Origin of the sequence: Leucobacter massiliensis (genome assembly GCF_002982315.1) — a bacterium.
GTDB classification, from domain to species: domain Bacteria; phylum Actinomycetota; class Actinomycetes; order Actinomycetales; family Microbacteriaceae; genus Leucobacter; species Leucobacter massiliensis.
Genome location: NZ_MWZD01000017.1, coordinates 234,560 through 258,571 on the forward strand (window position 1 = coordinate 234,560; position 24,012 = coordinate 258,571).

Consider the following 24,012-nt stretch of genomic DNA (forward strand, 5'->3'; position numbering starts at 1 on the left):
GGCCGATCTTGTGATCGACAGTTACAACGCCTACCTCTTCGACCTCGACGGGGTGATCACTCCGACCGTCGAGCTGCACCGCCGCGCGTGGGCGGAGACCTTCGACGCGTTCTTCGCCTCGCGCGGGCTTCCCCCGTATCACGAGGAGGAGTACTTCGCCTCCCTCGACGGGCGCAATCGCTTCGAGGGGGTGCGGGCGCTGCTCGCGGCCCGCGGCGTCGCGCTGCCCGAGGGGGTGCCGGGTGAGACGGGACTGGACTCGGTCATCGGCATCGGGAACCGGAAGAACGCGGCCTTCACTGAGGTGCTGGAGCGCGACGGCATCGCGCCCTACCCGGGCTCGCTGCGGCTCCTCGACCGGCTCGCGAGCCAGGGGGCGCGCCTCGCCGTGGTGTCGAGCTCGCGGAATGCGGAGGCGGTGCTGCGGGCGGCCGGACTGCGGGAACGCTTCCTCGCGGTGGTCGACGGGGTGGTCGCGGAGCGTGAGGGCCTGGCGGGGAAGCCCGCACCGGACACCTTCGTGCGCGCGGCCGCGCTGCTGGGGGCCGCGCCGTCGGAGGCGGTGGTCTTCGAGGATGCGGCCTCGGGGGTGGCCGCTGCGCGCGCCGGCGGCTTCGGCCTCGTGGTGGGCGTGGATCGCGGGGCGGGGCCGGCGGCGCTGCTCGCCGCTGGCGCGGATCGCGCGGTGCCGGATCTCGCCGAGTTGCTGGAGGAGGACGCGTGAACCCGGAGCTCTTCGATGTGCCGGTGAAGGAGCTGCGGCGAGACTTCGGAGACGACCCGTGGCGGCTGGTGGTGCACGGCATCGACCCGGCGCTCGCCGGGCAGGACGAGACCCTGTTCTCGCTCGCGAACGGGTTCCTGGGCCTGCGCGGCAATCACGAGGAGGGCCTGCCGCTGGGCAGCCACGGCACCTACATCAACGGCCTGCACGAGACCTGGCGGATCCAGCACGCGGAGAGCGCCTACGGTTTCGCCGAGCACGGGCAGACCCTGGTCGAGGCTCCCGACGCGAAGACGATCCGGATCTACGTCGATGACGAGCGCCTGAACCTCTCGTCCTCGGACATCCTCGACGTGCAGCGGGTGCTCGACCTGCGGGCCGGCACCCTCACCCGCACGCTCCTCTGGCTGACGCCGACCGGCAAGCGGGTGCGCGTGGAGACCCGGCGCATGGTGTCGTTCGCGATGCGGCACCTGGCGACGGTGGAGATGCGGATCACGGTGCTGGACGCCGACGCCGATCTGACGGTGTCGAGCCTCATCATCAACCGGCAGGACCTGGGCCGGGTGCGCACCGAAGTGGTTTCGGAGGCGGAGGACAGCGCCGACCCGCGGAAGGCGGAGCAGCTGCACGATCGGGTGCTCATCCCGGGCCCCTCGCTGCACGACGGCGGGCGCAGCGTGCTCAGCTATCGCGTGCACCACTCGCGGATGGCGGTCGGCGTGGGCGTCGACCACGATTTCGACGGCGGCGACGACGACATCGCCGGCGGCTGGCGCACGCGCATCGAGGAGACGCCGGATCGGGTCCGTCACATGTTCCAGGGCGTCGCCCGCCAGGGCCGGACGGTGCGGCTGCTGAAGACGGTGGCCTATCACGCCTCGAACACGGCGGGGCTCTCGGAGATGATCGACCGCTGCGTGCACACCCTGGAGAGCGTGGCGGCCGAGCCGCCGGAGGCGCGCTGGGAGGCCCAGCGCTGCTTCCTCGCCGGCTTCTGGGAGCGCAGCGATGTGCAGGTCGAGGCGGAGCCGGGCGTGCAGCAGGCGATCCGGTGGAACCTGTTCCAGCTGGCCCAGGCGGCGGCCCGCGCCGATGGCCGCGGGATCCCCGCGAAGGGGCTCACGGGCTCGGGCTACAGCGGCCACTACTTCTGGGACTCGGAAGTGTACGCCCTGCCCTTCCTCACCTACACCACGCCGTTCTGGGCGCGCAACGCGCTCCGGGCCCGCGAGCGGATGCTGCCGCAGGCGCGCCTGCGCGCGACGATGCTCAACGAGGACGGCGCGCTCTTCCCGTGGCGCACGATCAACGGCGAGGAGGCGAGCGCCTACTACGCGGCGGGCACCGCGCAGTACCACATCAACGCCGACATCACCTACGCGCTCGCGCGCTACGTCTCGGCGACGGGCGACATCGAGTATCTCCTCTCGGGGGCGTGCGACATCCCGGTGGAGACGGCCCGGCTGTGGGCGAGCCTCGGCTTCTGGCATCCGGATCCCGACGGCACCCTGCGCTTCCACATCCACGGGGTCACCGGCCCTGACGAGTACACGACCGTGGTGAACGACAATCTGTTCACGAATGTGATGGCCCGCTTCAATCTGCGCTTCGCGGTGGAGATGGTGCGCCGGATCGCGGATGAGGCGCCCGAGCACTACGCCGCCCTCATCGAGCGCCTGTCGCTCGACCCCGCGGAGGTGGACGCCTGGGAGCGGGCGGCCGAGGGCATGTGCGTGCCCTACTCGGAGGAGATGCGGATCCACCCGCAGGACGCGCACTTCCTGGAGCGGGAGATCTGGGATCTCGCGGCGACGCCGCCCGAGCAGAAGCCGCTGCTGCTGCACTTCCACCCGCTCGTGATCTACCGCTTCCAGGTGCTCAAGCAGGCCGACGTGGTGCTGGCCCTGCTGCTCGCGAGCGACGAGTTCAGCCGAGAGGAGAAGCGCCGCGATTTCGAGTACTACGACGCGCTCACCACCGGTGACTCGACGCTCTCGGCGGTGGTGCAGTCGATCATCGCCGCCGAGGTGGGCTACCGCGAGCTCGCCTACCGCTACTTCGACCACGCCCTGCGCGTCGACCTCGACGATCTGCATCACAACTCCGCCGACGGCGTGCACATCGCCTCCTGCGGAGGGGTGTGGATGACGCTCGTGCAGGGCTTCGCCGGCATGCGCGACGCGGGACGGCAGCTGCGCTTCGACCCGCGCCTGCCGGAGCACTGGGGGTCGCTGCGCTTCACCCTGGAGTGGCGGGGGAGCAGGGTCGGCGTGGCGCTGGAGCAGGACCGCATCCGCTTCGAGCTGCTGGAGGGCGAGGGCCCCGTCCCGGTGGAGGTGCGCGGCCGGGGGCTGCTCATCGGAGAGGGCGCGCCCGTCGAGGTGCCGCTCGACGGTCAGGGCGTCGATCTGGGCCCTTTCCGGGGGCTCTCGGCGGGGATCCTGCCCCGCGAGGGCGACACGGGCGCGCTGCACACGGAGACGACCGAGCTGCCCGTCGTGACCACCTCGATCCCGGTCCGTCCGGCGGAGCTCTCCGGCTGAGAGCGGATAGGATGGGGGCGTCTCGGAGACCATCCCGCCCCCACCCGAGTGAAAGGCAGGCAACGTGACCTATGTGATCGCTCTTCCGTGCGTGGACGTGAAGGATCGCGCCTGCGTGGACGAGTGCCCGGTCGACTGCATCTACGAGGGTGAGCGCTCGCTCTACATCCACCCCGACGAGTGCGTGGACTGCGGAGCGTGCGAGCCGGTGTGCCCGGTGGAGGCGATCTACTACGAGGACGATCTGCCGGAGGAGTGGGCCGACTACTACAAGGCCAACGTCGAGTTCTTCGACGAGATCGGCTCGCCCGGTGGCGCGGCGAAGGTGGGCGTCTACGATTTCGATCACCCGATCGTCGCGGCGCTCCCGCCGCAGGGGGAGTAGCGGCGTGCGCGGGCCGCTGCCCGAGTACCCGTGGGACGCGATGGCGCCGTTCGCCGAGCAGGCGGCGCGGCACCCGGAGGGCGCACTCGACCTCTCGATCGGCTCGCCCGTGGATCCCGCCCCCGCGATCGCCCGTGACGCGCTCGCCGCCGCGGCGGACGCGCACGCGTATCCGGCGACGGCCGGCACGGGCGCGCTGCGCGAGGCGATCGCCGCGTGGTTCGCGCGACGTCGCGGGGTGGCCGTTGAGCCGTCCGCGGTGCTCCCGACCGTGGGCTCGAAGGAGCTCGTCGCGCTGCTGCCCTTCCTGCTCGGGATCGGAGCCGGGGAGGCCGTCGTCTTCCCGCGGATCGCCTATCCGAGCTACGCGATGGGCGCGGCACTCGTCGGCGCGGACGCGATCGCGAGCGACGATCCCGCCGAGTGGCCGGAGCACACCCGCCTCGTGTGGATCAACTCGCCCTCGAACCCCGATGGCCGGGTGCTGAGCGTCGACGCCTTGCGCTCCGCGGTGCTGCGCGCTCGCGAGCTGGGGGCCGTGATCGTCGGGGACGAGTGCTACGCCGAGTTCGGCTGGGACGCCCCCTGGGACGCCGAGCCGATCCCGTCGATCCTCGATCCCCGGGTCGTCGGCGATGACCACCGGGGCGTGCTGGGCGCGTACTCCCTGAGCAAGCAGTCGAATCTCGCCGGCTACCGGGCGGCGTTCGTCGCCGGTGATCCCGAGCTGATCGCGCGCCTGCTCACCGTGCGCAAGCACGCCGGCCTGATGCAGGCCGCGCCGGTGCAGGCCGCCATGGTCGCGGTGCTCGGGGACGACGCCCACGTCGCCGAGCAGCGGGAGCGGTACCGGGCCCGCCGGGCCGTGCTCCGGCCCGCGCTGGAAGCCGCCGGGTACCGCGTCGAGGGCAGCGAGGCCGGGCTGTACCTGTGGGTGACGCGCGGCGTCGACGCGTGGGAGAGCGTGGAGGAGTTCGCGCGGCTGGGCATCGTGGTGGGGCCGGGGCACTTCTACGGGGATCACTCCCCGGAGCACGTGCGGCTCGCGCTGACGGCCTCCGACGCCGCCATCGAGGCGGCGGCGGCCCGGCTGCTGCGGGCGGCGGCGTGAGGGGAACGGCTCGCGCCGCCCGAATCGCATTTTGTTCGACGTCAAGATAATCTAAGCTCAGCGCCGACGAGCAGACGGTGCTCGTCGGCCCGCTCGGAGCCGATAGAGTGGAACAGTGGCTGCGTCACCACCGATGCACAGCCCGCAGAGAGACCCACGAGGAGACGACGTGACCGAATCGACTCAGAGCCAGGGCCCGTCCGCAGCGCAGCTGACGTTCCCCGGCGGATCCGCGGAGCTGCCGATCGTCGACGCCGTCGACGGCCACGCGGCGATCGACGTCAGCTCCCTCACCCGTCAGAGCGGCTACACCGCCCTCGACTACGGATTCGTGAACACGGCCTCGACGAAGTCGGCGATCACCTACATCGACGGCGAGCAGGGGATCCTGCGTTACCGCGGCTACCCGATCGAGGAGCTCGCGCGCGCCTCGACCTTCCTGGAGGTCGCCTACCTGCTCATCTACGGCGAGCTGCCGAGCTCCGACGAGCTCGCGGCCTTCGACGACGAGATCCGCCGTCACACGCTGCTGCACGAGGACATGCGCTACTACTTCGAGGGCGTGCCGCACACGGCGCACCCCATGGCGGTGCTGTCGGGCGGCCTGCAGACCATGTCGACCTACTACGAGAGCTCGCTCGACACGACCGTGCCCGAGTTCGTCGAGGTCAACACGATCCGCCTCCTCGCGAAGCTGCCCGTGCTGGCCGCCTACGCCCACAAGAAGTCGATCGGCCAGGCCTTCCTCTACCCCGACAACAACCTCAACTTCGTCGAGAACTTCCTGCGTCTCAACTTCGGCAACAAGGCCGAGAAGTACGAGATGAACCCGGTGCTGGTGGACGCGCTCGACAAGCTGCTCATCCTGCACGCCGACCACGAGCAGAACGCGTCGACGTCGACGGTCCGGCTCGTCGGCTCGACCGGCGCGAACATGTTCTCGTCGATCTCCGCCGGCATCAACGCCCTCTCGGGGCCGCTGCACGGCGGCGCCAACGAGGCCGTCCTCGACATGCTCGCGCAGATCCGCGACTCCGGCCAGAGCGTCGAGACCTTCGTCGAGAAGGTGAAGCGCAAGGAGGACGGGGTCAAGCTCATGGGCTTCGGCCACCGCGTCTACAAGAACTACGATCCGCGCGCCCGCATCGTCAAGGAGAGCGCCCAGCGGGTGCTCGACGAGCTCGGCGTCAACGACCCGCTGCTCGGCCTCGCGCAGGAGCTGGAGCAGATCGCCCTCGAGGACGACTACTTCAAGGAGCGCAAGCTCTACCCGAACGTCGACTTCTACACGGGCGTGATCTACAAGGCGATGGGCTTCCCCACGCGCATGTTCACCGTGCTCTTCGCCATCGGCCGCCTGCCCGGCTGGATCGCCCAGTGGCGCGAGGCCCGCGAGGACCCGCAGACGAAGATCGGGCGGCCCCAGCAGCTCTACATCGGCTCGGGAGAGCGTCACCTGGAGCGCTGAGCTGCTGGACCGGTAGGCTGGCGGACATGGAATCCGCTGCACTGAGTCCAGCTCTTGAACTGCGACAGCTCGTCAAGCGCTTCGGCGAGAAGGTCGCCGTCGACGGCGTGTCCCTGACGATCCCCACGGGATCCTGTTACGGCCTCGTCGGCCCGAACGGGGCCGGGAAGACGACGACCCTCTCCATGGCCACGGGCCTGCTCCGGCCCGATCACGGGCAGGCGCTGATCTGCGGCGTCGACGTGTGGGCCCAGCCCACCGAGGCGAAGCAGCTCGTCGGGGTGCTCGCCGACGGCGTGAAGCTCTTCGACCGCCTCACCGGTGAGCAGCTCATCACCTATAACGGCCTGCTCGCGGGCCTCGACGCGGAGACCGTGTCCCGGCGCTGCGCCGACCTGCTCGACATGCTCGAGCTGCGCGGGGCCGGGAGCACGCTCGTCGTCGACTACTCGGCGGGCATGACCAAGAAGATCGCCCTCGCCTGCGCCCTCGTGCACGCCCCGCGGCTGCTCGTGCTCGACGAGCCCTTCGAGTCGGTCGACCCGGTCTCCGCTGCGAACATCCGCGACATCCTGCAGGGCTATGTGCGCGGCGGCGGCACCGTGATCGTGTCCAGTCACTCCATGGATCTCGTGCAGCGCATGTGCGACCACGTCGCCGTCGTGGCCGCCGGGCGCGTGCTCGCGGCGGGCTCCGTCGACGAGGTGCGCGGCGCCTCGACCCTCGAGGAGCGCTTCGTGGAGCTCGTCGGCGGACGCCAGCACCTGGAGGGGCCGACGTGGCTGAACCTCTCCTGACCCCCGCCTTCGCCCCGCAGCCCGCCGCCGGCAACGGCACGTCGGCCCCGCGCTCCGGGCCCGCAGCGCGCGTGCGGGTGCTCGTCCGCCTGCGCTTCCTGGTGCTGTGGAACACGCTGCGCCGCCACCCCTGGCAGCTGGTGGGGGCGATCATCGGCGCCCTCTACGGCCTCGGCGTGCTCTCCATGGTGACGATCGGCCTGGTGGCGCTCTCCTGGGCGGACCCCGCGCTCGCCCGCACGGTGGTGATCCTCGGCGGTTCCGCGCTGATCCTCGGCTGGATGGTCGCCCCCATCGTCTCCTCGGGCATGGACCGCACCCTCGACCCTGCCCGGCTCGTGGTGTTCCCGATGCGTCCGGGCACCCAGCTCGCCGGGATCGCCATCGCGAGCCTGCTCGGCGTGCCCGGCATCATCACGCTGCTCGTCTCGGCCCTGGCGGCCCTGGCCTGGCTGCGCTCACCGCTCGCCGTGATCGCCGCGCTGCTGCTCGCCCCCGTCGCGGCGGCGAGCTGCGTGCTCGCGTGCCAGTTCGCGATCACGGCACTGTCGCGGCTGACGGCGAGCCGCCGCTTCCGCGAGATCATCGGCGGCGTCATCGTGCTGCTGGTGGTGTGCGCCGGTCCGCTCATCGCCGGTGTCGGGTCCGGGATCGAGGCCGCCGCCGAGTGGCTGCCGACGGTCGCGGAGGTGCTGTCGTGGACGCCGCTCGGCGCGGTGTGGGCGGTGCCCGCGGAGCTCGCCGCCGGGCACTGGCTCGGCGCGGTATTGCGCCTGCTGATCGCGCTCGCCACGGTGCTCGGGCTCTTCCTCGCGTGGCGTCCGCTCTACATCGCCGGTTTCGGGGCGGCGGGCGGATCCCGCACCGTGGTCAAGGCGGGCACCGGCTGGTTCGGACGTTTCCCCGCCACCCCGCGCGGTGCGATCGCCGCGCGCACCCTCACCTACTGGCTGCGGGATCCCCGCTACCTGCAGAGCCTGCTCATCGTACTCGTGATGCCGGTGGTCTTCGGCTTCGTCTCGGCGACCACCGGCATGCAGATCCTGCTGCCCGGCTCCACGGTGATGGTGGCCTGCCTGCTCTCCCTCGCGACCTTCACCGATGTCTCCTATGACGGCACCGCCTTCAGCACGCACCTGGTGCACGGGGTCCGCGGCATCGACGACCGGCTCGGCCGTCTCTGGTCGAACGCACTGCTCACGGTGCCGTGCGTGCTGCTCGTCGCGGTGGTCACGACCGCCATCGTCGGGCGCTTCGACCAGTTGCCGACGTTGCTGGGGCTGTCGGGCGCGGTGATGCTGGGCGGCTTCGGCGTGGCGAGCGTGGCCTCGGCGATCTTCGTGATGCCGGTGCCGCAGTCGGGTGAGAACCCCTTCGCCACGAAGCCAGGCGCTGGGGTGCTCAGCATGGTGGGGACCTTCGGATCCTACGGCGCGCTGCTCGTGCTCACACTGCCCACGATCGTGCTGACCGTGGTCGCCGGGGTGAGCGGCGATCCGCTGTGGGCGTGGCTGACGCTCGCGGTGGGGCTGCTCAACGGCGGGCTCGTGTGCTTCTTCGGCGTGATGCTCGGCTCGCGGCTCTTCGACCGGCGCGGCCCCGAGCTGCTCGCCCGCGTCGTCGCCCAGGGCTGAGCGCGCAGCGGGCCCTGGCGCTGATGCGCCGGGCCTGGAGCCCAGGGGGCACCCGGCCCGGCGCATTCGAACGCAAGGCGCGGCGCGTTCTTCCCGTGTGCGGGGCGCCTCGGCTCAGGCGTGCAGCGCGGCGTTGAGGACGATGCCGGCGCCCTCGCGTGGCAGGGCCTCGACGGCGCCGCTCGCCGAGTTGCGGCGGAACAGCAGCTTCGGCACGCCGGAGAGCTCCACCGCCTTCACCTCGACCGCTGCGCCCTCCGAGTCTGCCGTGCCCTTCGGCAGCAGCACCTTCGTGCCCGCCGTCACGTAGAGGCCGGCCTCCACCACGCTGTCGTCGCCGAGCGAGATCCCGATTCCCGAGTTCGCGCCCAGCAGTGCGCGCTCGCCGATCGTGATCCGCTGCGTCCCGCCGCCCGAGAGCGTGCCCATGATGGACGCACCGCCGCCGATGTCGGAGCCGTCGCCCACGACCACGCCCTGCGAGATCCGGCCCTCGACCATCGACGCACCCAGCGTGCCGGCGTTGAAGTTGACGAAGCCCTCGTGCATCACCGTGGTGCCCGGCGCCAGGTGGGCACCCAGCCGCACCCGCGAGGCGTCCGCGATGCGCACGCCCGCGGGAACCACGTAGTCCGTGAGGCGCGGGAACTTGTCGAGGCCCACCGCGGTGACGCCGGCCCGCTTGAGCAGCGGCAGTCGCGCCGCATAGTCCTCGGGCAGCATGGGTCCCGCGCTCGTCCAGGCGATGTTCGGCAGCTTGCCGAAGATGCCGTCGAGGTTGATCGAGTTCGGCCGCACGAGGCAGTGCGAGAGCAGGTGCAGGCGCAGGTAGGCGTCCTCGGTGGAGGCGGGAGCGGCGTCGAGGTCGATCTCCAGGTTCACGGGCCGCAGCTCGACGCCACGCAGCTCGTCCGTGCCGGCCAGCTGCTCGAGCTCCGCCGGCGCCAGCCACGGATCCCGCTGGGCCGGTCGCGCGCCGAGGGACGGGGACGGGAACCAGGCGTCGAGGACGGTGCCGTCGGAGGCGATCGTGGCGATACCGGAGGACCAGGCGAGACGAGTGGCAGTCATGGCCCCCATCGTATCGTCGCAGCAGGGATCGGCCTGCCGCGCGACCTCTAAGCTGGACGGGTGACCTCCTCAGATTCCCTCCCGCTCGATCCCTCCGCGGGGGCCGTCGCCCTCACCCGGCAGCTCTGCGACATCCCATCCGTCTCCGGGGACGAACGCGCCGTCGCCGACGCGGTCGAGGCCGTCCTCCGCAACCAAGCCCCCCACCTGCGCATCGTGCGCGACGGCGACACGATCATCGCCCGCACCGAGCTGGGCCGTGCGCGGAGAGTCGCGATCGCCGGCCACCTCGACACCGTGCCCGTCAACGAGAACCTCCCCGTGCAGGACCGGCCGGATCCCGAGACCGGGGCCGAGACGATCTGGGGCCGCGGCACGGTCGACATGAAGGCCGGCGTCGCGGCGCAGCTCCTCCTGGCCGTCGAGCTGGACGACCCCGCGGTCGACGTCACCTGGGTCTGGTACGACCACGAGGAGGTCGCCTCCCACCTCAGCGGGCTCGGACGCGCCATGCGCAACCACCCCGCGCTCTTCGCCGCCGACTTCGCGATCCTCGGCGAACCCTCCAACGGCACCATCGAGGGCGGCTGCAACGGAACCCTGCGGGCCCACGTGACGATGCACGGAAAGCGCGCCCACTCCGCACGCGGGTGGATGGGCGTGAATGCCATTCACCGGGCGGCCCCGCTGCTGCAGCGGCTCGCCGCGTACGAGGCGGAGCGGATCGTGGTCGACGGCCTCGAGTACCGCGAGGGGATCAACGCGGTCCGGATCGACGGCGGCGTGGCCGGGAACGTGATCCCCGACCGCTGCACCATCGAGGTCAACTACCGTTTCGCGCCCAGCCGCAGCGGCGAGGAGGCGGCGGACTTCGTGCGTGAGTTCTTCGCGGACGCCGACGAGGTGGAGATCGTGGACCTGGCGCTCGGCGCGCGGCCCGGGCTCGACGACCCCTTCGCGCGGGGCTTCGTCGAGGCGGTGGGCGTGCAGCCGAAGGCGAAGTTCGGCTGGACCGACGTGTCGCGATTCTCCGCACTCGGGATTCCCGCGGTCAACTTCGGTCCGGGGGATCCGCTGCTCGCGCACGCCGACGAGGAGCGCGTGCCGGTCGAGCAGATCGAGTTCACCGTCTCCGCGCTGCGCTCCTGGCTCACCGGAGGCCGCGCCGCCGGCTCGTCCTGACCCGCCCCGCGGCCGGCGGAAAGGCGTCCCGCAGGCGCTGCTCCGCTTCGCCTCACGGCGCGGCTTCGCCCTCGCCGCCGCTCGGGCAGTAAAATAGGGCGGTACACCAATTCTGCGAGGAGGCGTCATGGCTGCAATGAAACCGAGGACCGGGGACGGACCCATGGAGGCGGTGCGCGAGAGCCGGCTGATCGTCGTGCGGGTGCCCCTCGAGGGCGGGGGTCGCCTGGTCGTGTCGGTGAACGATCAGGAGGCGGCCGAGCTCCGTGACGTGCTCGCAGGGGTGCTCGACGGCTGAGCCGTCCGGCCCGAGCTGAGACGCGAGGAGGCCCCGGGACCCACTGGGTTCCGGGGCCTCCTGCTGCCCGGTGCGGCGACGGGCTCCTCGCCGGTGGTTCAGCCGTCGAGGCGCACGAGCGTGAGCAGCCCGTCGCCGGCGGGGGAGAGCGCGGGTGCGATCGCCGGCGAGTCGGCGACCACCGCGAGCAGGTCCCGGCACGCGACCGTCGCCTCGTCGCGGGCAGCCGGATCGGGCACCCGGCCGTGCGCGAAGGCGCCCGGCACGACGATGCAGCCGCCCGGCCGCACGATGGCGAGCGCGTGCTCGAAGAGCTCGAGCAGCAGCGAGTGGTCGGCGTCGAGCAGCACCAGATCGTACGCGCCGAGATTGAGCCGAGGCATGACGTGGCGCGCATCGCCCTCGATGAGCCGGAGGCGCGATGCCGGGATGCCCGCATCCGCGAAGACGCCGCGGGCCTCGCGCAGATGCTCGGCCTCGATCTCGATCGAGGTGAGGGTCGTCTCGGCTGTGTGCCGCAGCAGCGACAGGCCGCTGACGCCGACGCCGGTGCCGACCTCGCAGACGGTGGCGGCCCGGCTCAGCACGGCGAGCGCGGAGAGCTGGGCTCCCACCGAGCGGCTGACCGGCTCGATGCCGAGTTCGAGTGACAAGCGCCGGGCGCGCACGATCGCGCCGGTCTCGGCCGGATACTGCTCGGCGTACTGCCAGTTGCGTTCGAGCTTGCTCACGTGGTCCTCCGTGGTGTGGCGGATCCGGCCCCACGGCCGGGGTGCGGCCGTCCCGGGTGCGGGAGCCGCGCTTCCCCTAGCGTAGATCCCGGCACCGCTCGGGCGGAGGCACCACGCGCAGCTCCGCGCGATTGCCGGTGGGGGCGATCCCGCCTCCGGGCGCTACGATGGGGGAGTGGACGGACTCACGATCAACAAGATCCTGGTGATCCTCGTGATCGCCATGTTCCTGCTGGGTCCCGAACGGCTCCCCGTCTACGCGAAGAAGCTCGGGGAGTTCGTGCGCAGCGTGAAGCGCATGGCGGACGGCGCGAAGGACCGGCTCCGCGATGAGATGGGACCGGAGTTCGACGACGTCGACTGGAAGCAGCTCGACCCCCGTCAGTACGATCCGCGCCGGATCATCCGGGACGCGCTCGTCGAGGACGAGCGCGAGGCTCGCCTGGCTGCGAGGCGGGCGCGGGCCGCGGAGGCCGCGGCTCGTCGTGGGAGCGGGGCTGCGGCGGAGGCGGGCTCCGGGGCTGCCGCTACTGCGGGTGCGGGTGCCGGTGCCGCCGCTGGAGCCGCGGGCGCAGCTGCCGGGGCGGCTGCCGCGGAGGGGACGGCGGCCGGGGGCGGCGACGGAGCCGGCGCGACCGCCGCCGCGGGCGTGGCGGTGGCGGCGGCCGAGGCTCCCGCTGCGCTGCGGTACGACGAGGAAGCCACGTAGCTCCGCGGAGGAGCGCTCGCAGCTCGCAGCGTCGGGTGCGCGGCCGAGGATGCCGGAGGCCGTCGGAGGGCCCGGATCGACGCCGGGACGGATCAGCGAGGAGTGACCCTCAGCGAACGGCCGGCGAGCCCGCGGCCGAGCCCCGCAACGCGCTCGGCGATGCGCAGCAGCTCCGCGGCGGCCGGGTCGCCGGGCGAGCCGAGCACGGCCGGGGTGCCGCGGTCCCCGGCCTCGCGGAACGCGGGGCTCAGGGGAACGCTGCCCAGCAGCGGAACCGGCCGATCCTGATCCTCGGAGAGGCGCGCCGCCACCAGCTCGCCGCCGCCGCTGCCGAAGACGTCGATCACCGTGCCGTCGGGCTGCGCGAGCCCGGCCATGTTCTCGACGACGCCGGCCACCCGCTGTCCGGTCTGCCGTGCGACGAGCGCGCTGCGAACGGCCACGTCGGCTGCGGCCTCCTGCGGCGTGGTCACGACGAGCACCTCCGCCTGCGGCAGCAGCTGCCCCACGGTGATCGCGATGTCGCCGGTGCCGGGCGGCAGGTCGAGCAGCAGCACGTCGAGCTCGCCGAACCACACATCGCGCAGGAACTGCTCGATGGTGCGGTGCAGCATCGGCCCGCGCCACGACACCGCCGTGCTGCGGGGATCCGCGTCGCCCAGGAACATGCCGATGGAGATGACCTTCACCCCGTGCGCGACGGGAGGCAGGATCATGTCGTCGACCCGCGTGGGCTGCTCGGTGCGCCCGTCCCGGCTGAGGCCGAGAATGCCGGGGATCGAGAAGCCGAACACATCGGCGTCGACCAGTCCCACCGACAGGCCGCGCGCGGCGAGGGCCACGGCGAGCCCGGCCGTCAGCGACGACTTGCCCACCCCGCCCTTGCCGCTCGTCACGGCGATGACGCGCGTCAGGGAATCGGGGCCGAACTGCTGCGGGCGCGATCCGCGCGCTCCGCGCACGCGCTCGGTGAAGGCGCGCCGCTGCTCCGGCGTCATCACGCCGACGCGCACCTCCGCGGAGGTGACGCCCGCCGCGGCGCTCGCGGCCGCGAAGACATCGGCCTCGATGCGCCGCGCCGCGGGGCAGCCCGCGATGGTGAGCAGGATCGAGACCTCGGCGCGGCCGCTCGCGTCGACGGCGACCGACTGCACCATGCCGAGCTCGGTGATGGGGCGCAGGATCTCGGGATCGCGCACCCCGTCGAGGGCGCGCCAGACGGCGTCTTCCGCGGGGGAGCTCATGCGCGGTCGGCGGGGTCGGCGCCGGGCTCGGCGCTAGGATCGGCGCCAGGACCGGCGGGAGCGGAGCGGGTCTCATCCACCTCGGGGGCGGCTCCCTGAGCGGCAGCAGCGCCCGGGGACGCGGCTGCTCCGGTCGCATCCGCGGACCCGTCCGCGTGCGCCGCGGCCTCGGCCGCGGCGAGCTCGCTCTCCCGCTGCTCCTCGGCGAACTCGGCGAGCAGCGAGCGCAGCTCCTGCCGCAGCACGTCCCGATCCGGCAGCTCCTTGATGGCGAGCCGCAGCGCCACCACCTCGCGCGCGAGGAACTCCGTGTCGGCCAGGTTGCGCTCGGCGCGCTGGCGATCCTGCTCGATCTGCACCCGGTCGCGATCGTCCTGGCGATTCTGCGCGAGCAGGATGAGGGGCGCCGCGTAGGAGGCCTGCAGCGAGAGGATCAGCGTGAGCGCGGTGAAGCCGAGGGCGGCGCTGTCGAAGCGGAGCGGCTCGGGGGAGACGGTGTTCCACACCAGCCACACCACGCAGAAGACGCTCAGCAGGATCAGGAACCACGGCGTGCCCATGCCGCGCGCGATCCCCTCGCTCCACCGTCCGAAGCGCTCGTTGCCGCCCGCCCGCAGTCCGCCGCCGGTCTCTCCGGCCTTGGGCGTGCGCCCGCCCCGCGGGGCGTCGAGTCCGGTGTCCCGCCGGAACCTCCCGAAGATGCTCATCGCCCAGCCCCCGTCGTGCCCGGGCCCGCGGGCTCCTCGTCGTCGGCGTGCCGCCAGTCGTCGGGCAGCAGGTGGTCGAGGACGTCGTCGACCGTGACGACGCCGACGAGGTGGTTCTGCTCATCGACCACGGGCATGGCCACGAGGTCGTAGCTGGCGAGGCGGCGCGACACCTCCGCGGCGCTGGCGTCCACGCGCACCGGCTCCATCTCGGTGTCGATGAGCGATACGAGCCGCTCGTGCGGGGGGAAGCGCAGCATGCGCTGGAAGTGCGCCATGCCGAGGTACTCGCCCGTGGGCGTCTCATAGGGCGGGTGCGTGACGTAGACGGCGGAGGCCATGGCGGGAGGGATCTCGGCGCGGCGGATCATCGCGAGCCCCTCGGCCACGCTCGACTCGCCCGAGAGCACGATGGGGGACGGGCTCATGAGGCCGCCCGCGGTGTCTGCGTCGTACTCGAGGAGGCGGCGCACATCCTCCGCCTCCTCGGGCTCCATGAGGTCGAGGAGCTCTTCGCCCTGCGCCGTGGGCAGCGCCGAGATGAGGTCCGCGGCATCGTCGGCGTCCATGCGGTCGAGCACATCGGCGGTGCGGTCGGAGGGCAGCTGGGCGAGCAGCGCGAGCTGATCCTGCTCGCTCATCTCTTCGAGCGCGTCGGCGACGCGCTCATCGGGCAGTTCCCCGATGACCTCGATCATGCGGCTGCCGGGGAGTTCCAGGAGCGCGTCGGCGAGGTCCGCCGGCTTGAGGTCGACGAGGGTGCGGATGAGCAGCTCGGCCGATTGGGTGCCCTCTCCGGCGACGGGCCACCGCAGATCGGACCACTGCACGATGCGGGAGTCTCCGCGGCTGAAGGGGGCCGCCGGCTTGGGGAGGCGCACGAAGACCTCCGAGACGAGCCATTCGCCCGAGCGGCTGCGCTCGATGGCGGCGTCCTCGATGCGGGCCGGGCTCGCCGCGGCGCCGGGCTGCTCGGGGGCGAGCTGCACGTCGCGGCCGATGAGCTCGGCGATCATGCGGGTCTCGCCGCCGCGCTGCTCGAATCGGCGCACGTTGATGAGGCCCGTCGTGATCACCTGGCCGGAGCCGATCGAGGTGACGCGGCCGATGGGGACGAAGACGCGGCGCTTGCCGGGGATCTCCACGATCAATCCGACGACGCGCGGCGCTCCCGCCGATCTGAAGACGATCAGCACATCGCGCACCTTGCCGATCCGGTCGCCGACCGGATCGAAGACTCCGCGCCCGGCGAGGCGCCCGACAAAGACCCTCGTTACACTCACAGGACTACGCTACCCCGCGCCGAGCCGCGCCGCCTGTACCGCGCCGGTTCGCGGGCGGCGCAGAACAGGGCCTGTCGCGTCTTCGCCGGGAGTGGCAGAATCGGGGTATGAGTACTCCAGGCCCTGTTCCCGCCGGTCGCTTGCCGTTGATGCCGGAGATCCCGAAGGGCGAGATCGTGTCCACTTACGACCGCTACGAGCACGCGAAGCACGCGGTCGACGTGCTCGCCCGCGCGGGCTTCCCGGTGCAGCAGATCAGCATCGTCGGCAACGACGTGCGCAGCGTGGAACGCGTGACGGGCCGCCTCACCTATGGTCGCGTCGCGTTGATGGGCGCACTTTCCGGCGCCTATCTGGGCCTCTTCCTCGGCGTGCTGCTGTTCATCTTCCAGCCGGACAACGCCGCGATCCTCGGCGTCTTCGTGTCGGCGCTCGTGATCGGCGCCGGCTTCGGGATGCTCTTCGGGGTGCTCTCGTACGCGATGAACCGCAACCGCCGTGACTTCTCCTCGGTGATGCAGATGGTGGCGACGCGCTACGACGTCATCACCGAGCCGGAGCTCGTGCACCGGGCCCGCCAGACCCTCACGGACTCCGTCGGCTAGCGTTGACGCGCTCGGCTATGGCGCGCGCAGCAAGCGGGGCGCCGGGCACTCGAGGCGGGCAACGGCGAGCTTCACCTCGGTGAGTTCGCCGGAGAGGGTCCTGAGGTCGGTCGTGATGGAGGCGATGTCGCCCTGGAGCTCCGAGAAGCGATCGTTGATCCTCGCCTCGAAGGCCCTGAAGTCGGTCTTCATCTCCGCGAAGCGGCTATTGACCCCGGCGTCGAGGGCCCTGAAGTCGGTCTTCGTCTCTGCGAAGCGGCTATTGGCTCCGGCCTCGAAGGCCCTGAAATCGGTCTTCATCTCTGCGAAGCGGTCGTCGATCCTGCGCTGGTAGTGGGCGAGGAGCGTCCAGAGACCGCCGAAAACCACCCCGGCCGCGAGGACGATCGCGGTGAGGGTGCCGATGAGTTCGAGGCTCACGTACATGCCTCCATTCTGAGGTGCGTGTGGTGCGGGTGCAATGACCGTACAGGATCGGAGGATCCGGTGATGCGGTCACGGTGCGATCTGGGGAGAAGCGGCCGTCTTTTCTGGATTTCCGGGACTGTGAGCGAAGGAAGCCCGCGGCTGCGGGCTGCGTCTGCGTGCCGGACGCCGGGAGGGTCTGTTCCAAGGAAGAACCGTGCTCCGTGAGGAGGATCGAGACGAAGATTGCACTTGATGCCGATCAGGATCATATATGATCGTGGATACGATCCTGTTTCGGGGTCGTGACGTATGTGCAACGAGGGAGTTGGAAACAGACATGAGTGAAGCGACGGCGTCGAGCCTCACGCCCACGGGGACGATCTCGACACAGGCCGACCGCAAGCGGGTCGTGTTCGCGACCGTGGTGGGGACCACGGTCGAGTGGTACGACTTCTTCATCTACGCCCAGGGCGCGGCGTTCGTCTTCGCGGCGCTCTACTTCGAGCCGGCGGGTCCCGCGATCGCGCAGATCCTGGCCTTCTTCACGGTCGGCATCAGCTTCCTGTTCCGTCCGCTCGGCGCCTTCCTCGCCGGCCACTTCGGCGACAAGTACGGCCGGCGCGTGGTGCTGATGTGGACGCTCATCCTGATGGGCGCCGCGACCACGCTCGTCGGCCTCCTGCCGACCTACGCCACCATCGGCGTCGCCGCGCCGATCCTGCTCATCGCCCTGCGGATCCTGCAGGGCGTCTCGGCGGGCGGCGAGTGGGGCGGGGCGGTGCTCATGGCCGTCGAGCACGCACCCAAGTCCAAGCGCGGACTCTACGGCTGCGCGCCCCAGGTGGGCGTGCCGCTCGGCATGCTGCTGGCCTCGGGCGTGATGGCCCTCGCAGCGCTCCCCGGTCAGGAGTTCTTCCTCTCGTGGGGCTGGCGCCTGCCCTTCCTGTTCAGCTTCGTGCTCATCCTGATCGGCTACTACATCCGCCGCAAGGTGGAGGAGAGCCCCGTCTTCGCCGAGATCGCCGAGCGCGCCGAGGCCACGAAGAACCCGGTGGGGCAGCTGTTCCGGCGCTTCACCCCCGTGGTGCTCCTCGCCGCACTCGTGTTCGCGGGCAACAACGCCGTGGGCTACATGACCACCGGCGGCTTCATCCAGCGCTACGCGACCGACCCGGCGGGTTCGCTCCGCATGGATCCCGTGCCCGTGCTGCTCGCCGTCACCGTGGCCGCGGCGACCTGGCTGATCTTCACCTGGGTGGGCGGATGGCTCGCCGACGCGATCGGCCGTCGCAAGACCTACGTCCTCGGCTGGATCTGCCTGCTCATCGGCATCGCGGTGCTCTTCCCGCTCGTCAACACCGGCGAGGTCGTGCCCCTCTACCTCGCGCTCATCATCCTCTCCGTCGGCCTCGGGCTCACCTACGGACCGCAGTCCGCCTGGTACTCGGAGCTGTTCCCGGCGTCGGTCCGCTTCTCGGGCGTCTCCATCTCCTACGCGATCGGCGCGATCCTCGGTGGCGCCTTCGCGCCGATGATCGCGACCGCCCTCGTGCAGGCCACCGGCACGACCGTGTCCGTGCAGCTCTACCTCGCCCTCCTCGTGCTCCTCGGTCTCACCGCGACGCTGCTCCTCAAGGACCGTCCCGGGATCGGTCTCGGGCCCGAGAACCAGGCCGAGCAGAGCCAGATGCCCATCCACGGCGTCCGCCAGCGCTGAGCCGGCCGCACTCTCCCGCCGAGTCCGCACATTCCCGCCGAGTCCGCGCCTTTCCGTGCGGCAGGAGGGTGCGGACTCGGCGGATGTGTGCGGACTCGCCCGAAGGGTGCGGACCCGGCTGAGGCGTGCGGACCGGGCTGAGGCGTGCGGACCGGGCTGAGGCGTGCGGACCGGGGCGCGGAAGGGTCAGCCCTCGCGCAGCGCCTTCTGGATGCGCTGCAGCGAGACCGGCTCGGCGGTGCGCAGCTGCTGGGCGAACAGGCTCACCCGCAGCTCCTCGATGAGCCAGCGCGCACGCGGCAGCGGCTCGGGTGCGTCGGCGGGAAGCGGGATCGTCCCACCGGCCTGCTCATAGAGCGCCGTGGCGCGGTCCACCTCGTTCTGCCAGGCGCGATCCCGGCCCGGATTCTCCGCGAGTCCGCGCATCCGGTGGCGCACCGCCTCCAGGTAGATGGGCAGGCGCGTGAGCTGCGCGAGTCCGGTGCGCGAGACGAAGCCCTCGAAGACGAGCCCGTCCACCTGCCTCGCAGCGTCCGCCACCTGGCCGAGCACCTGGATCGACTTCGCGCCGTCGATGGCCTTGCGGGCGAGCCGGGCGCCGTCGAGCACCCGCGCCGTCAACCCGATCGCCGCGTAGATGTCGTCGATGAGCGAGCGCGCGTAGTCGTCGGCGATGCGCTGGAACTGCTCGGCGGACCACACGAGACCGTCGGGTGCGTGCCGGCGGATCGCCGCGTCGGCCACCGCGAGCGACACATCGGCCACGGCCGCGTCGAGCGATCGGTAGGGCCCCGCCCCCAGCAGCAGCTTCTCCTGATTCGACAGGTGATCCCGCACGTAGCTCGCCGGCGACGGCGAGCTCAGCGCCACGAGGCGCCGGATCCCGCGCCGCGACAGGCGCGCCTGCTCGGCCGCGTCGGCCACGAGCACCAGATCGACGCCGGTGCGCCGGTCCACGATCGCGGGGTAGGCGCGCACCACGCCTGCCCCCGCGCCGCGCCCCTTCGCGTAGGCGGTGTCCACGTGGCGAGGCAGCTCGCCGAACTCCCACGAGGTCGCGCCCGTGCGCTCCAGCTCGCTCCTGGGGAGCGCGGCGGCCGCGACTTTCGCGACGCCCTGGGTCGCCCGGTCCCGGTGCTGCTCCTGCAGCGCCCCGAGATCCTTGCCGCTGCCGACCGTGCGGCCGCGTCCGTCGACCACGCGGAAGGTCGGCGTGAGGTGCGCGGGCAGGCGCGAGGGATCGAAGTCGCCGGGGGAGACTGGCACGCTCGTGCGACGACGGATCTCGTCGGCGAGCAGCCGCAGCAGCGAGGCGGAGGCTCCCTCGTCCCCCGCGCCGCCGTCCGCCGGTGCGTCGAGCTTCGGTCCCACGGCGTCGAGCAGGGTGCGCGCCCAGTCGGCCGCGGGCACCACGTGCTTGCGGATCGCCTTCGGCAGAGTCTTGATCAGCGCCGTCACGAGCTCCTGCCGCAGCCCCGGCACGAGCTTCTCGAAGTCGCCGCTGTCGAGCCTCGGCAGCAGCGGCAGCGGCACATTGACCGTGACTCCGTCGTCCTCCGCCGTCGGGTCGAAGCGGTACTTCAGCCGCAGGGTCTGGTCGCCGTGCCGCCACTGCCGCGGGAACTCCTGCTCGTCGACCTCCGCTGCCTCGTCCTCGACGAGGTCGGCCCGGCGCATGGTGAGCAGTTTCGGCTGCGTGCGCTGCGCCTCCTTCCACCAGCCCTCGAAGCTGCGGGTGGAGACGACGTCGGCGGGGATCCGCGCGTCGTAGAACTCGAACACGGCATCGTCGTCGCTCACGAGGTCGCGGCGGCGCGCCCGCTCCTCCAGCTGTCCCAGCTCGCGCCGCAGCTGCCGGTTCGCCCGGTCGAAGGCCTGCGAAGAGTCCCACTCGCCCTCGACGAGCGCGTGCCGGATGAACAGCTCGCGGGCCAGTTCGCGGTCGTAGCGCGCGAGCTGCGCGCGTCGGCGATCCACGATGGGCACGCCGAAGAGCGTCACCCGCTCGTACGCGACCGCTGCGCCCTGCTTCTTCTCCCAGTGCGGTTCCGAGAGGCTGCGCTTGGCGAGCGGGCCCGCGAGCTCCTCGGCCCACGCCGGGTCGACGACCGCGTTCGAGCGGGCGAAGAGCCGGGAGGTCTCCACGAGCTCGACGCTCATCACCACCTCGGGCGGCTGCTTCGCGAGCACCGAACCGGGGTACAGCACGAAGCGGGTGCCCCGCGAGCCCACGTACTCCTGCGCGGGACGGCGCCCGCCGGCGCCCGGCGCCTTGCGCCCCCGGCCCGGTGCAGAGCGGTCCTGGCGGTCGTCGCGCACGCCGAGCTGGGAGAGCAGGCCCGCGAGGATGGAGCGGTGGATGGGCTCCGACGCGGCGGACGCGGATGCGGCGTCCGCTGAGTCCGAGCGAGCCTCGGTCACCAGCGCGCCGGGTGCCGCGGAGCCTGCCGAGCCCGCGGAGCGCGCACCCCGCTTCGGCGCGTCCGCGATCCGCGCCAGCTGCCGGTACAGGTCCATCCACTCCCGCACGCGCAGGAAGTTCAGGTACTCGGCCTTGCACAGTCGCCGGAACGCGCTCGAGGAGAGCTCGCGCTGCCGCTCCTGCAGGTAGTTCCACAGATTGAGCAGGGTCATCAGATCGCCCTGCGGATCGGCGAAGCGCGCGTGCAGCTCGTCGGCGCGGCCGCGCTCGGCCTGCGGGCGCTCGCGCACGTCCTGGATGGTGAGGCCCGCCACGATTGCGAGCACCTGCGGCACGACCCCGTGCCGGCGCGCCTCGACCACCATGCGGGCGAAGCGCGGCTCGATCGGCAGCCGGGCCAGCTCGCGGCCGATCTTCGTGATGCGGTGCGCGGGCGCGGTCCTGGATCCCGAGCCGGATCCGGATCCCGAGCCGCGCGCGCCCCGCCGCTCGCGCCCCGTGGCCGCCTCGACCGCCCCCAGCTCGGCGAGCAGTCCCAGCCCGTCGGCGATGCCGCGCTGATCGGGGGGCGTGAGGAAGGGGAAGCGTGCGATGTCGCCGAGGCCGAGGGCGAGCATCTGCAGGATCACCGAGGCGAGACCGGTGCGCCGGATCTCGGGCTCGGTGAACTCGGGCCGGCTCGCGAAATCCTCCTCGGAGTAGAGCCGGATCGCGATGCCCGGGCTCGTGCGTCCCGAGCGGCCGGAGCGCTGGTTCGCGCTCGCCTGCGACACGGCCTCGATCGGCAGCCGCTGCACCTTGCTGCGCGCCGAGTATCGCGAGATGCGCGCCGTGCCCGCGTCGATCACGTAGCGGATGCCGGGCACCGTGAGCGATGTCTCGGCGACGTTGGTGGCGAGCACGATGCGGCGCGCGCCCGGCGTCTGCGAGCGCTCGAAGACGCGGTGCTGCTCGGCGGCGCTGAGGCGCCCGTAGAGCGGCAGCACCTCGATGGGGCGGGCGGGATTGCGGCCGTGCCTGCCGCGCAGCGCGTCGGCGGCGTCGCGGATCTCGGCCTCCCCGCTGAGGAACACGAGCACGTCGCCCGGCTCCTCGCGGCTCAGCTCGTCGACGGCGTCGCCGATGGCGTCGAAGAGGTCGCGCTCCGTCTTGCGGATCCGGTCCGGTCCGCCCTTCGGGTCCGGCACCGTCGTCTCCTCGACCAGGGGACGGTAACGGATCTCGACCGGGTAGCTGCGGCCCGAGACCTCGATGATGGGGGCGGGACGCTTCGTCTTCGGGTCCGCGAAGTGCGCGGCGAACGACTCCGGGTCGATCGTGGCGGAGGTGATGATCACCTTCAGATCGGGGCGGCGGGGGAGCAGCGTCTTCAGGTAACCGAGCAGGAAGTCGATGTTCAGGCTGCGCTCGTGGGCCTCGTCGATGATGATGGTGTCGTAGGCGCTGAGCTCGCGGTCGCGGTGGATCGCGTTGAGCAGGATGCCGTCGGTCATGAGGCGGATGCGGGTGTCCTGCGACACCCTGTCGGTGAAGCGCACCTGATAGCCGACGAGGCCGCCGAGCTCCGAGCCGAGCTCCTCCGCGATGCGCTCGGCGATGGTGCGGGCGGCGATGCGGCGCGGCTGGGTGTGGGCGATCCGCTCGCGGCCGAGGGCGAGAGCGATCTTGGGCAGCTGGGTCGTCTTGCCCGATCCCGTCTCGCCTGCGACGATCACGAGCTGATGGTCGCGGATCGCCGCCTCGATCTCCTCGCGCATCTGCGAGACGGGCAGCTCCGCGGGGAACTCGATGTGAGGGTGCGACATGATCCCCCCATTATCCCGGTTGTCCCGGCCATGATGTCGGGGGCGCGTAGAGGTCGCGCGGGTAGCTCACGTCTACTGCGGTGTGCCGGGCTGGGCTCTGGCTGCGTCGGAGTCTTCACCACCAGTGAAGCCCTCCTCCTCCGCCTTGCCAGAGCCCAGCCCGGCACATCCTCGCGACGACGCAGCTACCCGCGCGACCTCTTAGACTGAGGCGCGGGGGATCGGAACCCGATCCCGAATCCGCACCCGAGCGGATCCGGCTCCGCCCGCTGGCGGACCGCGATCCCGCACCGAGCGAAAGCGAGAGCCATGAACGCGCTGCCGATCCCGAACATCACCCTCAACACCGGTACGGAGATCCCGCAGCTCGGGCTCGGCGTCTTCCTCGTGGAGCCTGGCGAGACCGAGCGGCTCGTCAGCGAGGCGCTGGAGGCGGGCTACCGCCACATCGACACCGCGATGATCTACCGCAACGAGGCCGAGGTGGGGCGCGCGATCGCCGCGAGCGGCATTCCGCGCGAGGAGCTGTTCATCACGACGAAGCTGTGGAACACGGACCAGGACCGTCCCGCCGAGGCGTTCCAGCGCAGCCTCGACCTGCTCGGCCTCGACCGGGTCGACCTCTACCTGATCCACTGGCCGCTGCCGATGTTCGCGGGCAGCGCGCTCGGGGCGTGGCGCGGCCTGCTCGACATCGCCGAGTCGGGCCGGTCCTCGGCGGTCGGCGTGTCCAACTTCGAGATCGAGCACCTGCGGCAGCTCATCGACGAGACGGGGGTGGTGCCCGCCGTCGACCAGGTCGAGCTGCACCCGCTGCACCAGCGCCGCGAGCTGTCGGCCTTCTGCGCCGAGCAGGGCATCGCCGTCGAGGCATGGGGCCCGCTCGCCCAGGGCAAGACCAATCTGCTCGAACTGCCCGCCGTCGTGGCCGCCGCCGAGGCGCACGGCAAGTCGCCGGCGCAGGCGGTACTGCGCTGGCACGTGCAGCAGGGGCGCATCGTCTTCCCCAAGACCTCCCGCCGCGAGCGTCTCCTCGAGAACGCGAGCATCTTCGACTTCGAGCTCAGCGGGGACGAGATGGCCGCCATCGACGCGCTCGAGGCCGGCACGAACTTCGGCCCCGACCCCCGCAGCTACGACGTGCGCTGAGGCGCCGGGAAGGAGC

Annotated in this window: 20 protein-coding genes; 13 read left to right on the top strand and 7 right to left on the bottom strand. The window is 71.7% G+C overall.

The window, feature by feature from the left end; genetic code table 11:
* The first annotated feature begins 10 nt into the window (after positions 1 to 10).
* The 7 genes from B4915_RS07945 (at position 11) to B4915_RS07975 (ending at position 8,665) form a co-directional block, all read left to right on the top strand.
* A complete protein-coding gene (locus tag B4915_RS07945) occupies positions 11 to 724 on the top strand; it encodes a beta-phosphoglucomutase family hydrolase (protein ID WP_105805279.1) in 714 nt (237 codons plus the stop codon).
* A complete protein-coding gene (locus tag B4915_RS07950) occupies positions 721 to 3,270 on the top strand; it encodes a glycoside hydrolase family 65 protein (protein WP_105805280.1) in 2,550 nt (849 codons plus the stop codon). The genes B4915_RS07945 and B4915_RS07950 overlap by 4 nt, the downstream gene beginning before the upstream one ends.
* Positions 3,271 to 3,334: 64 nt before the next feature.
* Positions 3,335 to 3,655 (top strand): ferredoxin, encoded by a 321-nt coding sequence (fdxA, locus tag B4915_RS07955; protein WP_105805281.1) that lies wholly within the window; start codon positions 3,335 to 3,337, stop codon positions 3,653 to 3,655.
* Positions 3,656 to 3,659: 4 nt separating this feature from the next.
* Positions 3,660 to 4,766, top strand: a complete 1,107-nt coding sequence (dapC, locus tag B4915_RS07960; RefSeq protein WP_105805282.1) for a succinyldiaminopimelate transaminase — start codon at positions 3,660 to 3,662, stop codon at positions 4,764 to 4,766.
* 169 nt (positions 4,767 to 4,935) lie between these two features.
* Complete coding sequence (locus tag B4915_RS07965; RefSeq protein WP_105805283.1) at positions 4,936 to 6,234, top strand: citrate synthase; 1,299 nt, start codon at positions 4,936 to 4,938, stop codon at positions 6,232 to 6,234.
* Between the two features lie 26 nt (positions 6,235 to 6,260).
* On the top strand, positions 6,261 to 7,031 hold the full coding sequence (locus B4915_RS07970) for an ABC transporter ATP-binding protein (protein WP_105805284.1): 771 nt from the start codon (positions 6,261 to 6,263) through the stop codon (positions 7,029 to 7,031).
* Positions 7,013 to 8,665: a hypothetical protein gene (locus B4915_RS07975; RefSeq protein ID WP_105805285.1), complete on the top strand. Its 1,653-nt coding sequence runs from the start codon at positions 7,013 to 7,015 to the stop codon at positions 8,663 to 8,665. Before B4915_RS07970 ends, B4915_RS07975 begins: the two co-directional genes overlap by 19 nt.
* A gap of 114 nt (positions 8,666 to 8,779) precedes the next feature.
* On the opposite strand, the gene dapD is transcribed toward B4915_RS07975, so the two are convergent.
* Positions 8,780 to 9,736 carry a 2,3,4,5-tetrahydropyridine-2,6-dicarboxylate N-succinyltransferase gene (gene dapD / locus B4915_RS07980; RefSeq protein ID WP_105805286.1) on the bottom strand — a complete coding sequence of 319 codons (957 nt, stop codon included), beginning with the start codon at positions 9,734 to 9,736 and terminating at the stop codon, positions 8,780 to 8,782.
* Between the two features lie 60 nt (positions 9,737 to 9,796).
* Here dapD and dapE point away from each other — a divergent pair, with 60 nt between their 5' ends.
* Positions 9,797 to 10,918: a succinyl-diaminopimelate desuccinylase gene (gene dapE, locus B4915_RS07985; protein WP_105805287.1), complete on the top strand. Its 1,122-nt coding sequence runs from the start codon at positions 9,797 to 9,799 to the stop codon at positions 10,916 to 10,918.
* Positions 10,919 to 11,045: 127 nt separating this feature from the next.
* On the top strand, positions 11,046 to 11,216 hold the full coding sequence (locus tag B4915_RS07990; protein ID WP_075201434.1) for a DUF3117 domain-containing protein: 171 nt from the start codon (positions 11,046 to 11,048) through the stop codon (positions 11,214 to 11,216).
* 98 nt (positions 11,217 to 11,314) lie between these two features.
* On the opposite strand, the gene B4915_RS07995 is transcribed toward B4915_RS07990, so the two are convergent.
* The gene (locus tag B4915_RS07995) at positions 11,315 to 11,947 is read right to left on the bottom strand and encodes an O-methyltransferase (protein ID WP_105805288.1); all 633 of its coding nucleotides are present in this window, start codon (positions 11,945 to 11,947) and stop codon (positions 11,315 to 11,317) included.
* Between the two features lie 175 nt (positions 11,948 to 12,122).
* On the opposite strand from B4915_RS07995, the gene B4915_RS15095 reads away from it, so the two are divergent.
* A complete protein-coding gene (locus B4915_RS15095; RefSeq protein ID WP_425436336.1) occupies positions 12,123 to 12,656 on the top strand; it encodes a twin-arginine translocase TatA/TatE family subunit in 534 nt (177 codons plus the stop codon).
* 92 nt (positions 12,657 to 12,748) lie between these two features.
* Here the strand turns inward: B4915_RS15095 and B4915_RS08005 are convergent, their stop codons facing one another.
* Genes B4915_RS08005 through B4915_RS08015 form a run of 3 tightly spaced genes read right to left on the bottom strand, consistent with a single transcriptional unit; the run spans position 12,749 to position 15,890 of the window.
* A complete protein-coding gene (locus B4915_RS08005) occupies positions 12,749 to 13,900 on the bottom strand; it encodes an Mrp/NBP35 family ATP-binding protein (protein WP_105805289.1) in 1,152 nt (383 codons plus the stop codon).
* Complete coding sequence (locus tag B4915_RS08010) at positions 13,897 to 14,607, bottom strand: DUF1003 domain-containing protein (protein ID WP_245907403.1); 711 nt, start codon at positions 14,605 to 14,607, stop codon at positions 13,897 to 13,899. The genes B4915_RS08005 and B4915_RS08010 overlap by 4 nt, the downstream gene beginning before the upstream one ends.
* Complete coding sequence (locus tag B4915_RS08015) at positions 14,604 to 15,890, bottom strand: magnesium transporter MgtE N-terminal domain-containing protein (RefSeq protein ID WP_105805290.1); 1,287 nt, start codon at positions 15,888 to 15,890, stop codon at positions 14,604 to 14,606. Before B4915_RS08015 ends, B4915_RS08010 begins: the two co-directional genes overlap by 4 nt.
* A gap of 149 nt (positions 15,891 to 16,039) precedes the next feature.
* Between B4915_RS08015 and B4915_RS08020 the strand changes: the two genes are divergently transcribed.
* Positions 16,040 to 16,495: a YflT domain-containing protein gene (locus B4915_RS08020; RefSeq protein WP_105805782.1), complete on the top strand. Its 456-nt coding sequence runs from the start codon at positions 16,040 to 16,042 to the stop codon at positions 16,493 to 16,495.
* 15 nt (positions 16,496 to 16,510) lie between these two features.
* On the opposite strand, the gene B4915_RS08025 is transcribed toward B4915_RS08020, so the two are convergent.
* On the bottom strand, positions 16,511 to 16,921 hold the full coding sequence (locus tag B4915_RS08025; RefSeq protein WP_105805291.1) for a hypothetical protein: 411 nt from the start codon (positions 16,919 to 16,921) through the stop codon (positions 16,511 to 16,513).
* A 319-nt stretch (positions 16,922 to 17,240) separates the two neighbouring features.
* Between B4915_RS08025 and B4915_RS08030 the strand changes: the two genes are divergently transcribed.
* Positions 17,241 to 18,620 (top strand): MFS transporter, encoded by a 1,380-nt coding sequence (locus tag B4915_RS08030; RefSeq protein WP_105805292.1) that lies wholly within the window; start codon positions 17,241 to 17,243, stop codon positions 18,618 to 18,620.
* A 186-nt stretch (positions 18,621 to 18,806) separates the two neighbouring features.
* Here B4915_RS08030 and hrpA read toward each other — a convergent pair whose 3' ends face one another.
* Positions 18,807 to 22,847 carry an ATP-dependent RNA helicase HrpA gene (hrpA, locus tag B4915_RS08035; RefSeq protein WP_105805293.1) on the bottom strand — a complete coding sequence of 1,347 codons (4,041 nt, stop codon included), beginning with the start codon at positions 22,845 to 22,847 and terminating at the stop codon, positions 18,807 to 18,809.
* 309 nt (positions 22,848 to 23,156) lie between these two features.
* On the opposite strand from hrpA, the gene B4915_RS08040 reads away from it, so the two are divergent.
* Entirely contained in the window at positions 23,157 to 23,996 is an 840-nt protein-coding gene (locus tag B4915_RS08040; RefSeq protein ID WP_105805294.1) for an aldo/keto reductase, read from the top strand.
* Positions 23,997 to 24,012 lie beyond the last annotated feature (16 nt).

Bases quoted from the DNA above. Each gene is read 5' to 3' on its own strand.
- B4915_RS07970 (WP_105805284.1), top strand. From the start codon at position 6,261: ATGGAATCCGCTGCACTGAGTCCAGCTCTTGAACTGCGACAGCTCGTC.
- dapD (WP_105805286.1), bottom strand. From the start codon at position 9,736: ATGACTGCCACTCGTCTCGCCTGGTCCTCCGGTATCGCCACGATCGCC.
- B4915_RS07990 (WP_075201434.1), top strand. From the start codon at position 11,046: ATGGCTGCAATGAAACCGAGGACCGGGGACGGACCCATGGAGGCGGTG.
- B4915_RS08005 (WP_105805289.1), bottom strand. From the start codon at position 13,900: ATGAGCTCCCCCGCGGAAGACGCCGTCTGGCGCGCCCTCGACGGGGTG.
- B4915_RS08010 (WP_245907403.1), bottom strand. From the start codon at position 14,607: ATGAGCATCTTCGGGAGGTTCCGGCGGGACACCGGACTCGACGCCCCG.
- B4915_RS08020 (WP_105805782.1), top strand. From the start codon at position 16,040: ATGCCGGAGATCCCGAAGGGCGAGATCGTGTCCACTTACGACCGCTAC.
- B4915_RS08025 (WP_105805291.1), bottom strand. From the start codon at position 16,921: ATGTACGTGAGCCTCGAACTCATCGGCACCCTCACCGCGATCGTCCTC.
- B4915_RS08030 (WP_105805292.1), top strand. From the start codon at position 17,241: ATGAGTGAAGCGACGGCGTCGAGCCTCACGCCCACGGGGACGATCTCG.
- hrpA (WP_105805293.1), bottom strand. From the start codon at position 22,847: ATGTCGCACCCTCACATCGAGTTCCCCGCGGAGCTGCCCGTCTCGCAG.
- B4915_RS08040 (WP_105805294.1), top strand. From the start codon at position 23,157: ATGAACGCGCTGCCGATCCCGAACATCACCCTCAACACCGGTACGGAG.